Here is a 14,585-nt window from a genome sequence, read left to right on the forward strand (position 1 = left end):
CTTAAGGATTCGCCGAGCGTGAACCGCGAAGGTTCACCTACCGCTAGGATGGGAGGTGCAACGATGATTGCACCTCCTGTCATAGGGGAACGCAATCGATTTTCATCCCAAGGAGACAAGTTTCATGGCAGCAATTACCGCCGCTCTGATCAAGCAGGTTCGTGAGGACACCGGCGCCGGCATGCTCGACGTCAAGAAGGCCCTGACCGAGGCCGAGGGCGACGTCGCCCGCGCCAAGGAGATCATCCGCGCCAAGGGCATCGCCGCGGCCGGCAAGCGCGAAGGCCGCAAGGCCCAGGAAGGCACCATCGCCTCCAAGGTCGTCGCGGGCGCCGAAGGCGAGACCGGCTACGCGGTCGAGCTGAACTCCGAGACCGACTTCGTGGCCAAGACCCCGAAGTTCGTCGAGTTCGCCGACACCATCCTCGGCTACGCCGTGGCCGCCGACGCGGACAACGCCGACGAGCTGCTGGCCGCCAAGGCCGGCGACGAGACCGTCAAGGAGGCCATCGAGGAGGCCGCCGCCCTGTTCGGCGAGCACGTCAAGGTCGGCCAGTTCGCGAAGATCTCCGGCGAGCACGTCGAGATCTACGCCCACAAGAAGTCCGCCGAGATGCCGCCGAGCATCGTCGCGATGATCGCCACCGACAAGGCCGGCGCCGCCGTCGCACACGAGGCCGCGCTGCAGATCTCCGCGATGGGCGCCAAGTGGCTGACCCGCGAGGACGTCCCGGCCGACGTGGTCGAGTCCGAGCGCCGCGTCGCCACCGAGAAGTCCCTCGCCGAGGGCAAGCCGGAGAAGATCGTCCCGAAGATCGTCGAGGGCCGTCTCAACGCCTTCTTCAAGGAGGTCGTCCTCCTCGAGCAGCCGTTCGTCAAGGATCCGTCCAAGACCGTCGGCAAGCTCTTCGAAGAGGTCGGCGGCAAGGCCCTGGCCTTCGCCCGTGTCGAGGTCGGCAAGGGCGAGGAGGCCTGAGGCCCCCTCCCGTCGGATTCCGTCGGATCGGCCGCTACGGTCCGCTGACGGTCATGCGACACGCTGAATGACGGCGGCCGTGCATCCTGGGTGATGCGCGGCCGCTATCGTATTCCCGGAAAGTCCGCGGACCCGAAGGAACCGGAAGAAACGAGGGGGAACCGATATGGATGCCGACGAGAAACGTCATGGATACGTGCCCGCGACGCGCGCGACCGCCGTGGGACTCCTCGCCATCGCGGTGTGGAGCCTCATGACCGGGCTGGTGCGCGTCGTCGCCGAATCGTTCGGAGCCACGCTCGGCTCGGCGCTCATCTACACGAGCGGCGCCATGCTGCTGCTCGTCTTCCATCGCCCCGCGCCGCTCCACGACTATCCCAGACGCTACCTGGTCGTCGGGGGAGCGCTCTTCGTGTTCTACGAATCCTCCATCTCCCTGTCCATCGGATTGGCGTCCACCGCCGAGCAGTCCGTCGAGGTGAGTCTCGTCAACTACCTGTGGCCCACGCTCATGGTGCTGCTCGCCGCCGCCATCGGCCGGCCGCGACGCAGGGGAGCGGTGCGGCGGGCGCTGCCGGGAGCCGTCGTCGCCACCGCGGGCGTGGCGCTGGCCGTCGGCGGCAACGGCGGGTTGCGTCCCGAAGCGGCGATCGGACATATCATGTCCGATCCGCTGCCGTACCTGCTCGCCTTCCTCGGCGCGTTCGCATGGTCCCTCTACGCGGTGATCACCCCCGCCATGTCCGGCGGGCTGGACGGCACATCGGTCTTCTTCCCCGGGGTCGCGGCCTCCCTGTGGATCATCCACCTCGCATCGGGTGAGGGATTGCCGGCATCGATGCCGGGGCCGCTCGACTGGCTCGCCGTCATCGCCTGCGCCGCCGTCATCGGCGGCGGATACGCGTTCTGGGGGTACGGCATCCTGCACGGGAGCCTCAGGACGCTCGCCGTTGCCTCATACGCGACGCCCGTGCTGTCGGTCGCCGCAAGCTCGCTCATCCTCGGCCTGTCATTGTCCCTGCCGTTCTGGTGCGGCGCGTTGCTCGTCGTCGCCGGTTCGGCGCTCAACCTGATCGCGGAACGGCTGGGCGGCGGACGGTGAACCCCGTGCACCGCCCCCTCGGGACGCTCCCGGCGCATCGCTACACGGTGAGGCCGCACGGTGTCGGGAACGGCGGATAACCTGTCAGATGGTAATTTTCGTGGATGCGCCGCGCGGCGTCGATCCGCCGCACGGCGCATCCGAGAACGAAAGGGTGTAACAGTATGACTGGCAACGAGGCGAAAGACAAGCCGCGCAGGGTGCTGCTCAAGCTGTCCGGCGAGGCGTTCGGCGGCGGCAGGGTCGGCATCGACACCAAGGTGATCCGGCGCATCGCCGAGGAGATCGTCCCCGCGGTCCAGCAGGGCGTGCAGGTCGCCATCGTGACCGGCGGCGGCAACTTCTTCCGCGGCGCCGAACTGCAACAGGCCGGCATCGACCGCTCTCGCGGCGACTACATGGGCATGCTCGGCACCGTGATGAACTGCCTCGCGCTCCAGGACTTCCTCGAGCAGGAGGGCCAGGCCACCCGTGTGCAGACCGCCATCACCATGGGCCAGGTCGCCGAGCCGTACATCCCGCTCAAGGCCATCCGCCATCTGGAGAAGGGTCGCGTGGTCATCTTCGGCGCCGGCGCGGGCATGCCGTACTTCTCCACCGACACCGTCTCCATCCAGCGTTCGCTGGAGATCCACTGCGACGAGGTCCTGATGGGCAAGAACGGCGTCGACGGCGTGTACACCGCCGACCCGCGCAAGCACGCGGACGCCAAGCGCTTCGAGACCCTGAGCTACAACCGCGCCCTGGTCGACAACCTCGCCGTGATGGACGCCTCCGCCCTGTCCATGGCGCGCGACAACAGGAAGCTCATCCGCGTCTTCGGCCTCGAGGAGCCGGGCAACGTGACCCGCGCCCTGCTCGGCGAGGACATCGGCACGCTTGTGTCCACCGCCGAATCGCGCGTGGCGGAATAGCCCGGAACCACGCCGAGACCCTACAATCGGTAGGGAAGCAAACCGTAAACGAACCGTTCGCAGACGAACAGCAAGGAGCACAACATGGCAAACGTCGTCGAGCAGGCCAAGGAGCAGATGGCCAAGACCGTCGAGAACACCAAGGAGAACTTCGCGGGCATCCGCACCGGCCGTGCCAACCCGGCCCTCCTCAATGGCATCGTGGTCGACTACTACGGCGCCCCCACGCCGATCAAGGCCGTCGCCTCCATCGGCGTGCCGGAGCCGCGCACCCTTTCCGTCACCCCGTTCGACGCCTCCCAGGCGGGCGCCGTCGAGAAGGCGATCCGCAACTCCGACCTCGGCGTCAGCCCGAACCGCGACGGCAACGTGATTCGCATCACGATGCCGGAGCTCACCGAGGAACGCCGCAAGGAGTACGTCAAGCTCGCCAAGGCGAAGGCCGAGGACGGCAAGGTCGCGGTGCGCAACATCCGCCGCAAGACCAAGGAAGGCATCGACAAGTCCGTCAAGGACGGCGACATGGGCGAGGACGAGGGCGATCGTCTCCTCAAGGACCTCGACAAGGTCACCAAGTCCGTCACCGACGAGATCGACACCCTGCTGGAGACCAAGCAGAAGGAGATCATGGAGGTCTGAGCCTCCGCACGCCGTTATGGAACGCAACGAACAACTCCACGAAGAGGCCGAAGTCGCACTCGACGAGATCAACAAGAAGACCGGCCGGAACATGCCCCAGGCGGTAGGCACCGCCGTCGTCCTGATCGCCGTCATCCTCGCCGCGATGCTGCTCAGCATCGACCTGTTCGTGGCGTTGATCGTCGTGTTCATGATCCTCGCCCTGTGGGAGCTGCGCGTCGACTTCGCGACCGTCGGGCTGCACATCCCGTTCGTCATGCTGTGCGCGTGCTCGGCGGCGACCCTGTTCGCCACCTACTACGCGCCGCTGCACGTCGTCGCGATGGCGCTGTGCGCGATGGCGTCGATCATGCTCGTCTCCATGACCGCCACCGCCAAGCTGAGCTTCGGCAACCGCCTGTCGCTCGCCGTGGCGGACAAGCTCTCCAACACGGAGGCGGGCGCGCGCCTCGAATCCTCGTTCAACCATGAGGGCGGCGAACAGCACCACTCCCGGCTGAGCCACGTGTCCGTGTCGGTGCTCACCGTGCTGTACATCCCCGTGCTCGCCGCGTGCATCGTCATGCCGCTGACCTTCCACGGGCATCCGGTCGCCCACGCGATTATGCTCGTGTTCCTGCCCGCCCTGTCCGACACCGGCGGCCTGTTCGCCGGCGCATGGCTCGGCAAGCACAAGCTCTCCCCGCGCATCTCGCCGAAGAAGAGCTGGGAGGGACTCGCCGGATCGGTGCTGTTCGCCATGGCGGGCGCGTTCGCCGTCCTGTTCTGCACGTACACGCCGGACGTGTGGGCCGCCATGTGGTGGGTGCCCGTGCTCGAAGGCGTGCTCGTCGGCGTGGTCGGCACGTTCGGCGACCTGTGCGCCTCGATGATCAAGCGAGATCTCGGCATCAAGGACATGGGCCACCTGCTCAAGGGCCACGGCGGCGTGATGGACCGCGTCGACTCCATCCTCATGGCGGCGCCGTTCACCTGCATCCTCCTGTGGTTCACCGGCCTGTGACGCCGTGACGCCGATGACCAGCGGCCGGTGAGGAACCGGACGATCCCCGGGCCGGACAGTCGTGACGATTGTCCGGCCCGTTCCGCGTTTTCGCGGGAGAACCGCGACGAACGACGAACGATGACACGTGATGAACCGTGACGAAAGGAAGCCACCCATGGCCGACCAGAACCCCATCATCGACGGGGACGCCCCCGAGACCGGCATCACGCCGGGAGGCACCACCGGCGCGTTCCGCGACGTGCTGTCCAAGGACCATGCGCGCCGCGGCAAGCCGCCGTTGCACTTCGCCGACATGACGCCCGAACAGCGCGTCGAGACCGCGAAGGGGCTCGGCATGCCGAAGTTCCGCGTCAAGCAGCTCGCCAACCACTACTACGGGCGCTTCGACGTGAACGCCGCCGAATTCACCGACTTCCCGGCCGCCAAACGCGACGAGGCGGCGGCCGCGTTCTTCCCCGAACTCATCCACGAGGTCACCCGCCAGGTGGCGGACGACGGCGCCACCATCAAGACGCTGTGGCGCCTGTTCGACGGCTCCCACATCGAATCGGTGCTCATGCGCTATCCGACGCGCACCACGCTGTGCATCTCCTCCCAGGTCGGCTGCGGCATGGGATGCCCGTTCTGCGCCACCGGCAAGCTCGGACTCACCCGCAACATGTCCGCCGGGGAGATCCTCGAACAGGTGCGCGTCGCCGCGCGCATGATGCGCGACGGCGAGGTCGCCGGAGGCCCCGGGCGCCTGAGCAACATCGTGTTCATGGGCATGGGCGAGCCGATGGGCAACTACCGTTCCGTCCTGTCCGCCGTGCGCCAGATCTCCGCCATGCCGCCCGAGGGCTTCGGCATCTCCGCGCGCAGCATCACCGTCTCCACGGTGGGCGTCGTGCCCGGCATCAGGAAGCTCGCCGCCGAAGGCATCCCGGTGCGTCTCGCCGTCTCCCTGCACGCGCCGAGCGACGAGCTGCGCGACGAGCTCGTGCCGATGAACAAGCGTTTCGACACTACGCAGGTGCTCGACGCCGCGCACGACTACTGGCTGGCCTCCAAGCGCCGCGTCAGCATCGAATACGCGCTGATGCGCGGCATCAACGACCAGGCCGAGCATGCGCGTCTGCTCGCCAAGCGTCTCAACCATTACGGCGACGACTGGGCGCATGTGAACCCGATCCCGCTCAACCCGATCGAAGGCTCCCGCTGGACCGCCTCCAAGCCGGAGGACGAGGCGCGGTTCCTCGAGATCCTGCACGACGCGGGCATCACCGCCACCCTGCGCGACACCCGTGGCCAGGACATCGACGGCGCCTGCGGGCAGCTCGCCGCCAAGACCCGGGAGGCGTTCGAGCGCGCGAAGTGAGACGCCGGCCGCCCGTACGGCGCGCGGCCGGTAGTCTGGGGTGTCGTACAGAAGAAAACCTTGCGAACAGGGGAGTGGAGTTATGTCGCTGGCGGTTCGAGTCATCCCGTGCCTGGACGTCGATGCCGGACGAGTGGTCAAAGGCGTGCATTTCGAGAATCTGAAGGACGCCGGCGATCCGGTGGAGCTCGCCGCCGAATACTACCGGCAGGGCGCCGACGAGCTCACCTTCCTCGATGTGACCGCCTCCAGCTCGCACCGCAACACGATGATTGACGTCGTGTCGCGCACCGCCGAGCAGGTGTTCATCCCCATGACCGTGGGCGGCGGCGTGCGCACCCCGGAGGACGTGGATTCGCTGCTGCGTTGCGGCGCCGACAAGGTGGGCGTCAACACGGCGGCCATCAACGATCCGACGCTCATCAGCCGCGTCGCCGAACGCTTCGGCAACCAGGTGCTGGTCCTGTCCGTCGACGCGCGCCGCGAGAAGGGCGAGCAGCACACGCAGTCCGGTTTCGAAGTCACCACGATGGGAGGCCGCAAGTCCACCGGCATCGACGCGATCTGGTGGGTGAAACGCGCCGAGGAGCTGGGCGCCGGCGAGATCCTCCTCAACTCGATGGACGCCGACGGCACGAAGGAGGGCTTCGACCTCGAGATGATCCGCGCCGTGCGCAAGGAGGTCAAGATCCCGATCATCGCCTCCGGCGGCGCCGGCAAGGTCGAGGACTTCCCGCCGGCCATCGAGGCCGGCGCGAACGCGGTGCTCGCCGCATCGGTCTTCCACTTCGGGCTCATGACCATCGCCGACGTGAAGGCGGAGCTCAAACGCCACGGCTACACGGTGCGCTGAGACACGCGCGGACATGCGCCGGAACACCCAAGGAACCAACGGAAAGACTGCAATGACGGACATCATCTACGACAACACGACCGAACTCGACCCCCGCATCGCCGCGCGGCTCAAGCGCGACGCGAAGGGCCTCGTGGCGGCGGTCATCCAACAGTACGACACGCGTGAAGTGCTCATGGTCGGCTACATGAACGACGAGGCGCTCCGGCGCACGCTCACCACGGGGCGCGTGACCTTCTGGTCGCGATCCCGCCAGGAATACTGGCGCAAGGGCGACACGTCCGGTCACGTGCAGTACGTGAAGGGCGTGTCCCTGGACTGCGACGGCGACGCGCTGCTCGTCGAGGTCGACCAGGTGGGCGCCGCATGCCACACCGGCAAACGCAGCTGCTTCCTCGAAGGCGGACCGCTGCCGGTGGCCGTCGGCCATCGTACGCCGGAACAGGCCGACGGCGCCGACGATTCCAATGGCTCCGACTGCGAAGCACATGCGGACGATAGGGAAACGGAGGCACGGGCATGACCGAGTGCAGCGTCGAACATCTCAACTGGGGCGGCACCTGGCCGAACCGCGAACAGTTCCTCGAACTGGCCGGCGAAGGCTACCGCGTGATTCCGATCGTGCGCCGTCTGCTCGCCGACTCGCTCACCCCGGTCGGCTTCTACGAGCGCCTCGCCGGCGGCCGCACCGGCACGTTCATCCTCGAATCCGCCGAATACGGCGGCTCCTGGAGCCGCTACAGCTTCATCGGCGTGAACTCGATGGCGCAGCTGCGCGCCGACAAGGACGGCAACGCCGACTGGTTGGGCACCGTACCCGCCGGAGTCCCCACGCACGGCGACGTGGTCGAGGTCGCGCACGCCACGCTGAAGACGCTCAAGGCGCCGCGCGTGGAGGGGCTGCCGAACCTCACCTCCGGTCTGGTCGGCACCGTCGGCTGGGACGCGATCCGCCACTGGGAGCCGACGCTGCGCGCCAAGGCCCCGAACGAGACCGGCCAGCCGGAGATGGTGCTCGCCCTCGCCACGGACATCGCCGTCGTCGACCACGTGTCCGGTTCGGTGTGGCTCATCGCCAACGCGGTGAATGTGGACGACAAGCCCACGCGCGCCGACATTGCCTACGACCAGGCCGTCAGGCGGCTTGACCGCATGCAGGAGAACGCGGCCACGCCCACGCCGGGCGAGGCCCGCGTCAGCGCGCTCGACACCAGCGTCAAACAGCCGGAACTGCGTTTCCGCACCCCCAAGGAGGTGTACGAGAAGGCGGTGGAGGCCACGCGGCGGCACATCATCGACGGCGACGTGTTCCAGACGGTCATCTCCCAGCGCCTCGACATCGACTCGCCCGCCGATCCGTTCGACGTGTACCGCGTGCTGCGCACGCTCAACCCAAGCCCGTACATGTACTTCATGGCGTTGACCGACGCCGAGGGCCGCGATTTCAACGTGATCGGCTCCAGCCCGGAGACGCTCATCAAGGTGGACGACGGTCACGCGCTCACCTTCCCGATCGCCGGCTCCCGGCCGCGCGGCAAGACCCCGGAGGAGGACGCGCGCCTCGCCAAGGAGCTGCTCGCCGATCCGAAGGAGCGCAGCGAGCACATCATGCTCGTCGACCTGTCGCGCAACGACCTGAGCAAGGTGTGCAGGCCGGAGACCGTCGAAGTGGTGTCCCTCATGGACATCAAACGGTTCAGCCACATCATGCATATCTGCTCGACCGTCACCGGCGAGGTCAACCCGGACATGACCGCGTTCGACGTGTTCATGTCCGCGTTCCCCGCGGGCACGCTGTCCGGCGCGCCGAAGCCGCGCGCCATCGAGATCATCGACGAGCTGGAGCCCGCCGACCGCGGCATCTACGGCGGCACCGTCGGCTATTTCGACTTCTCCGGCAACATGGACATGGCGATCGCCATCCGCACCGCGTTCCTGCGCGACCATGAGGCGAGCGTGCAGGCCGGCGCCGGGCTGGTGCTCGACTCCGTGCCCGCCAACGAATGGCAGGAGACCCGCAACAAGGCGGAGGCCAGCGTCGAGGCCATCCAGATCGCCGCCCAGTTGCGCGAACTGTAGTCTCCCGGGCTTCTTTCCGGGATTTCCGGCGTTTTTCCGGGATTCGGGCGGGGAACATGGCGAGGGTCACGCGAACGTGACCGTCACCGTGTTCCCCGCCTTCTCGTCGCCGGTCCACGCGGTCGCCGCGCGCGTCCACGTCATGCCGTTCGCGGTGATCGTCGTGACGCCGTAGTGACGTGCGTTGACGACGATCCACGTCGCCGTCTGCCAGACCGCACGACGTGTGTTCCCGTCGCTCAGTCCATTCGGCATGGTGAAGGTGACGGTCGTGGCCGTCGCGCCGTCGCCCGTGGCATTATTCCCGTCCCCGCTTTCGCCGGCGTCATCCGTCGATTTCGATGACGACGATGACGTGACGGACGGATACGCGCCCTGCAGTCCGGCGGTCAATCCGTCCGGATCCGACGACATGACGTCGCCCGGTAGCCTGCACCCCACGCCGGCGGCGACCTCGCCGGTCAACGACTGCGCCCAGGCGCGCGCCAACCCGTCCCATTGCGCGTACGCGTCCGGATAGCCGGACAGCTGCACCGCCTGCGCCGCGTCCTCCACGGGAATCGACTCCCAATCGGACACCTTCACCAGCCCGTCGTAGAACGCATTCGTCGCGTAGGTCTCGTCCATGAGCTGTTCGACCGTGCCCCACCCCTGGCTGGGACGCTGCTGGAAAAGCCCCAGCGAATCACGGTCGCCGTACTCCAGGTTCGTGATCTTCGACTCCTGCATGGCGGTGGCGAGCGCCACCGTGGCCGCGTGGTCGGGCAGTCCGCGCGTCACGCCGATCGCGGTGATGAGGCCCGCGTTGCGCGCCTGTTCGGTGGACAGCACGTAGCTCATCACGCCGTCCGTCTGCTTCGCCATGCAGTATGCGCTCGTGTCCTTCGCAGAGGATGCTGCGTCCCCCAAGCCGGCGAGCCATTGCGCGGAGAGCTTCACGACGCCCACGATCACGGCGGTGACGATGCAGATGGTGGCCACGACGATGATGAGCGCGTGGCGGAGCGCCGTCGAGCCGCGCCGCGCGCCCGGTGCCGTGCGTTTCGTCATATGGGATCGCCCCTTCCGGCTTCCGTGATGTTCTTGTCCGAATCCGTGATGCCGCGTCTCACGTTACCAGTCCGATTGTGGTTGTTCGGCAAGAGAACCCTGGGAACGACCCTGATGGTTGCCCTGAACGAGGTCGGGGGAGGATAATGGGCGGCGAGTGGTTGGTCGGATGTCGTGCAGCGTATGCGGGGAGGTGCCGGTGATGATGGAACAGGACGGTGGACGGCGACGGAGAATGAGGGGAACGCGGTCCCGTCGCGTCGTCGCATGGATCGTGGTGGTCCTGATGGTCGTCGTGCTGGGCGTCGCCGGTTCGATCGCCGTGCGCACACTGACGGGGACGGATTGGCGTTCCGGCGATGCGGCGGGGGAGACGTCGACGGATGCGACGGCTCCGAGCGCCGCCGCCGAAGCGAAGTATCCGAAGGCGGTGAGCCCGGTCGACTACAACGGCAACGGGGTTGACGATTACGCGGACATCGTCGCCGGTGCCCGCAGGGATGCGGAGAACCGGCCCGCCTACGACGACGGCTATTATGAGGGCGGCTATCCGCCGGACGACCGCGGCGCGTGCACCGATCTGGTGTGGCGCGCGTTCAAGACGGCCGGATACGATTTGAAGGCCATGGTGGACGCGGATGTGGCGGCCGATCCGGCGAGCTACGCCGCCGTCGCGCCGAACCCGGATCCGAACATCGACTTCCGTCGCACCGGCGTGCTCGACGTGTTCTTCTCGAAATACGGGGAGAAGCTGACGCTCGACCCGGCCGATCACGCGCAATGGCAGGGCGGCGACGTCGTCGTGTTCCAGAACGTCAAACACATCGGCATCGTCTCGGACAAACGCGACGCGGACGGCACCGCGTTCATCCTGCACAACATGGGCCAGCGGCAGCGTGAGAACGACTATCTCGCGTTCAGGACGCACATGACCGTCACCGGCCACTACCGTTTCGACGCGTCCAAGGTCCCGCAGAGCGTGCTGCGCCAATGGCAGCAGTGACGGTTGCGGTGCGGCGGTCCGCGGGACGAGGATGACCGCGGCTACCTGCCGTTCCGGTCGTACTTCACGCGTAGTTCGGGCAGCATCACGACGAACAGGACGGCCGCCATCACGGCGGTGACGAGGTCGGCGAGCGCCTGCGCGGCGATGACGCCGTCATAGCCGAACAGGCGCTCGCCGGCGACCAGGGTGACGGCGAGGATCAGACCCTGACGGCTGATCGACAGGACGAACGCTCCCAACGCCTTGCCGGTCGACTGGAACGTGCAGGTGGTGACCATGACGATCGCCACGCATACGAGGCTCAGCAGCTGGATGCGCAGCATGCCCGCGCCGAGCGTGACGATCCGTTCGTCGGCGATGAAGAAGCGCATGAGCTGCCGGTCGAAGACGCTCAGCACGACGGTCATGACGAGGGCGAACGAGCAGAGGAACAGGTAAGCGAACCGCATGATGCCGTGCAGTCGGCGCATATTACGCGCCCCGTAGTTGTAGCCGATGAGCGGCTGCGCGCCGAACGCGAATCCGACGAACACGAGCACGGCGATCATGACGACCTTCAGGGCGATGCCCATGGCGGCGACCGTGTCGGTGCCGTAGGGGAGCAGGAACAGGTTGACCATGACCAGGCCGACGCTCTGCGTGAGGTTCGTGATGGCGGAGGGGATGCCGATGGCGAGGATGTTGCGGATCTCGAGCGCGGTGATGTCGAGACGGCGTTTCGCCGTGGCGGCGGCCGCGGTCGCGGTGCCGAACATGAGCCGCGGGTCGATGGACAGGTTGCGGCTGCGTTTCAGCAGGAACCAGACGAAATACGCATCGGTGCAGATGTTGGCGATGACGGTCGCGCCTGCGGAGCCCGCCGCTCCCCAGCCGAGCCCCTGGATGAACAGGGGGTTGAGAATCATGTTGACGACGGTGCCGACGATCGAGCCGATCATGGAGGGGACGGCGTGGCCTTCGGTGCGCAGCAGGTTCGTGGGCGTCATCGAGACGATGATGAACGGCGAGCCGATGATGATGAGCGTGTAGAACTCGGAGGCGTGCGTCCACGTGTCGTCGGTCGCGCCGAGCAGGGTGAGCATCTGCGTGCGGAAGACGAGTCCCAGCACGACGATGACCAGTCCGGTGACGATCGCCCCGTAGAAGCAGAACACGCTCAGACGGCGTCCGTCGTCATACCGTTTCCTGCCGAACAGGCGGGAGACGACGGAGGCGCCGCCGAGGCCGAAGATGTCGCCGAGCGCGATCATCACGGTGAACATGGGCGCGGTCAGGGAGACGCCGGCCACCATGCTCGTGTCTCCGGTGTGCGCCACGAAGTACGTGTCCATCATGTTGTAGACGAGCGTGACGAGCATGCTCAGCACGACGGGCATCGTCAACGCGAAATACGCCTTCGGGATCGGCGCCTTCTCGAACAGTTCGCTATCCACGGATTCCTGCCTTCTCCTCTTTCCCTCGTTTTATGCCACTGCGCCCCGCGTTGTCGGGTCGGCGCGTCACCGGGAGTCTCGCAGGGTGATCCCCGCGGCGGCCATCTCCTTGCGCGCGGCGGCTCCCAGCTCCTCGCTGACCGGCACGGTCAGATCCTCGAACACGGTGACCGGGTAGCCGAGTCCCGCCGCGTCGAGCGCCGTCTCCTTGACGCAATGCGATTCGGCGATGCCGACCACGTCCACCGCTTCGACGCCGGCTTTCCTGAGCGCGTTGGCGAGCGTCAGCCCCTGCTTCTGCGCCGCCTGGACCTCGTCGCGCGACTGGATGCGATCCGTATCGTCCTCGATGCCCTCGAAACCCGAGTAGGCGGCAGCGTACTGGCCCTTCTTGAAATGATGCGCGATGCCGAGTGCGGCGATCGCCGGATGCAGGTCGGCGTTCGGCGTGCCCGCCTTGCCGTGCACCGGCCACGTGTCCACGAAATCCGGATGCTCCGACCAATGATCGCCCGGCTCGATATGCCAGTCCTGCGTGGTCGCGATATACGCGTAGTCGCCGCGATGCGCCTCTACATATGCGGCGATGCGCTTCGCGACCGCGTCGCCTCCCTCGACGCCGAGTTCGCCGCCCTCGCAGAACGTCGGCTGCACGTCCACCACGATCAACGCCCTATCCGCCATGATTGACTCCTTCACTGTCGGTCTCCCCGCCTTGGACGGTGGAGCTGTCCGCATCCACTCTAATGGGCGAACCGGCCACACAGGCGCGCAGTCCATGCATGTGTCCGATTCCGGCGGATGCCGGACGTGTACGAGCATGCTCATAGGATGGTGGCCCATGTGCGAACCCGCGTGTGAGAGGACGGATGAGAGGACGCGCCGCCGCGCCGTCCTCGGCCTGCCGCTGCTGTTCTGGGGCCTGTGGCTGGCCCTGCTGATCCTATGGATGGGCAGGTTCGTCATCTCGTTCATGTCCATGTACCTCGTCAAGGACCTGCACATGGACGCGGGACTCGCCGGCACCATCGTCTCCATGTACGGGTTCGGCGGAATCTTCGGCTGCCTGTTCGGCGGCTCCCTGTCCGACCGGTTCGGCCGCCCGGCCATGATCATCTCCGGAGAGCTCGGCTCGGCGGCGATGCTCGTGCTCCTCTCGTTCATCGACGATCCGACGCTTATGGGCGCGATGCTGCTCGTCTACGGTGCGATCTCCTCCATCCCCACGCCGGCCATCGCCGCGTACATCGCCGACGTGGTGCCGATGCGCGACCAGAAACGCGCATACACGCTGCAGACGTGGGCGGTGAACTTCGGCTTCGCCACAGGACCGATCATCGCGAACCAGCTCGTCAAGATCTCGTACACGCTCATGTTCTACGTGGAGGCCGTCATCCTCGTGGTCGCCACCGGCCTGCTCGCGTTCTTCTTCCACGAGGCGCGCGTGCACACGCCGAAAACCCCGGAAGCCGGCGTCGCCGGGAGCCGCCCCACAGCCGCCGACGGGAAGCGCGGCACGAACGTCTCGATGCTCGGCAACTACCGTCGTGCGCTCGCCGACTGGCCGTTCATGTCGATGGTCGTGCTCATGTTCGCCTACACGATCGCGTACTTCCAGATGACCAGCGGCCTGCCGATCGCGATGACCGGCCTCGGCATGGGCGCGGACCGGTATTCGGTGCTGCTGACCATCAACGGCGCCATGCTGTGCCTGCTGCAGATTCCCGCCATCGCCGTGTTCAACCGGATGAGCAACACGCGCGTCCTCGTGCTCGGCATGCTGATGACGGCGGTCGGATACATGTTCCAGATCGGCGCGACCACATGGCACGCCTTCGCGCTCGCCACCGTCCTGTGGACGTTCGGCGAACTGGGCACGTTCCCGATTGCCGCGACCACCGTCGCGAACCTCGCGCCGGCCGAGGCGCGCGGCACCTACCAGGGCCTGTACAACCTGGTCTGGGCGTTGTCGAACGGGGCGGCGCCGCTGGTCGGCGGATGGATCATCAGCGGATTCGGAAGCCGCGTGCTCTGGATCTGCTGCACGGTGATGTTCCTGCTCGTCGCCGCCGGACTCCACGCCACGAAGGGCGCCCGCGAACGCGCCATCACCCGCAACCTGCGCGCCGCCGACCTGGAAGAGTAGCAGGCGCCGCGTTCCGAATCCTTC

Annotated in this window: 13 protein-coding genes and 1 pseudogene; 11 read left to right on the forward strand and 3 right to left on the reverse strand. The window is 66.9% G+C overall.

Features of this window, described 5'->3' with window-relative positions; translation table 11 throughout:
• Positions 1-124: 124 nt before the first annotated feature.
• From tsf to trpE, 9 genes and pseudogenes are all read left to right on the forward strand, one after another.
• Complete coding sequence (tsf, locus tag AC1AYX_RS00275) at positions 125-976, forward strand: translation elongation factor Ts (RefSeq protein WP_476501624.1); 852 nt, start codon at positions 125-127, stop codon at positions 974-976.
• Between the two features lie 166 nt (positions 977-1,142).
• A complete protein-coding gene (gene yddG, locus AC1AYX_RS00280; RefSeq protein ID WP_476501625.1) occupies positions 1,143-2,078 on the forward strand; it encodes an aromatic amino acid DMT transporter YddG in 936 nt (311 codons plus the stop codon).
• A gap of 164 nt (positions 2,079-2,242) precedes the next feature.
• Positions 2,243-2,992 carry a UMP kinase gene (gene pyrH, locus AC1AYX_RS00285; protein WP_476501626.1) on the forward strand — a complete coding sequence of 250 codons (750 nt, stop codon included), beginning with the start codon at positions 2,243-2,245 and terminating at the stop codon, positions 2,990-2,992.
• An 84-nt stretch (positions 2,993-3,076) separates the two neighbouring features.
• A complete protein-coding gene (gene frr, locus AC1AYX_RS00290) occupies positions 3,077-3,631 on the forward strand; it encodes a ribosome recycling factor (RefSeq protein WP_476501627.1) in 555 nt (184 codons plus the stop codon).
• A 16-nt stretch (positions 3,632-3,647) separates the two neighbouring features.
• Positions 3,648-4,634 (forward strand): phosphatidate cytidylyltransferase, encoded by a 987-nt coding sequence (locus AC1AYX_RS00295; RefSeq protein ID WP_476501628.1) that lies wholly within the window; start codon positions 3,648-3,650, stop codon positions 4,632-4,634.
• A 157-nt stretch (positions 4,635-4,791) separates the two neighbouring features.
• Positions 4,792-5,994, forward strand: coding sequence for a dual-specificity RNA methyltransferase RlmN (gene rlmN, locus AC1AYX_RS00300; RefSeq protein WP_476501629.1), 1,203 nt, complete (start codon positions 4,792-4,794; stop codon positions 5,992-5,994).
• Positions 5,995-6,076: 82 nt separating this feature from the next.
• On the forward strand, positions 6,077-6,847 hold the full coding sequence (gene hisF, locus AC1AYX_RS00305) for an imidazole glycerol phosphate synthase subunit HisF (protein ID WP_101623070.1): 771 nt from the start codon (positions 6,077-6,079) through the stop codon (positions 6,845-6,847).
• Positions 6,848-6,899: 52 nt separating this feature from the next.
• Positions 6,900-7,292 (forward strand): annotated as a pseudogene (gene hisI, locus AC1AYX_RS00310) (phosphoribosyl-AMP cyclohydrolase); the annotation flags it as partial.
• Between the two features lie 74 nt (positions 7,293-7,366).
• Positions 7,367-8,926 carry an anthranilate synthase component I gene (gene trpE, locus AC1AYX_RS00315; RefSeq protein WP_476501630.1) on the forward strand — a complete coding sequence of 520 codons (1,560 nt, stop codon included), beginning with the start codon at positions 7,367-7,369 and terminating at the stop codon, positions 8,924-8,926.
• 66 nt (positions 8,927-8,992) lie between these two features.
• On the opposite strand, the gene AC1AYX_RS00320 is transcribed toward trpE, so the two are convergent.
• Positions 8,993-9,976 (reverse strand): cobalt transporter, encoded by a 984-nt coding sequence (locus AC1AYX_RS00320; RefSeq protein WP_476501631.1) that lies wholly within the window; start codon positions 9,974-9,976, stop codon positions 8,993-8,995.
• Positions 9,977-10,211: 235 nt separating this feature from the next.
• On the opposite strand from AC1AYX_RS00320, the gene AC1AYX_RS00325 reads away from it, so the two are divergent.
• Entirely contained in the window at positions 10,212-10,979 is a 768-nt protein-coding gene (locus tag AC1AYX_RS00325; RefSeq protein WP_476501632.1) for a DUF1287 domain-containing protein, read from the forward strand.
• Between the two features lie 41 nt (positions 10,980-11,020).
• Here AC1AYX_RS00325 and AC1AYX_RS00330 read toward each other — a convergent pair whose 3' ends face one another.
• Both AC1AYX_RS00330 and AC1AYX_RS00335 read right to left on the reverse strand, forming a co-directional pair.
• Positions 11,021-12,415, reverse strand: a complete 1,395-nt coding sequence (locus AC1AYX_RS00330; RefSeq protein ID WP_476501633.1) for an MATE family efflux transporter — start codon at positions 12,413-12,415, stop codon at positions 11,021-11,023.
• A 66-nt stretch (positions 12,416-12,481) separates the two neighbouring features.
• Positions 12,482-13,099 (reverse strand): isochorismatase family protein, encoded by a 618-nt coding sequence (locus tag AC1AYX_RS00335; protein WP_476501634.1) that lies wholly within the window; start codon positions 13,097-13,099, stop codon positions 12,482-12,484.
• Between the two features lie 157 nt (positions 13,100-13,256).
• Here AC1AYX_RS00335 and AC1AYX_RS00340 point away from each other — a divergent pair, with 157 nt between their 5' ends.
• Positions 13,257-14,561, forward strand: coding sequence for an MDR family MFS transporter (locus tag AC1AYX_RS00340; protein WP_476501635.1), 1,305 nt, complete (start codon positions 13,257-13,259; stop codon positions 14,559-14,561).
• Positions 14,562-14,585: the final 24 nt, after the last annotated feature.

This window comes from Bifidobacterium sp. LH_419 (assembly GCF_056356955.1).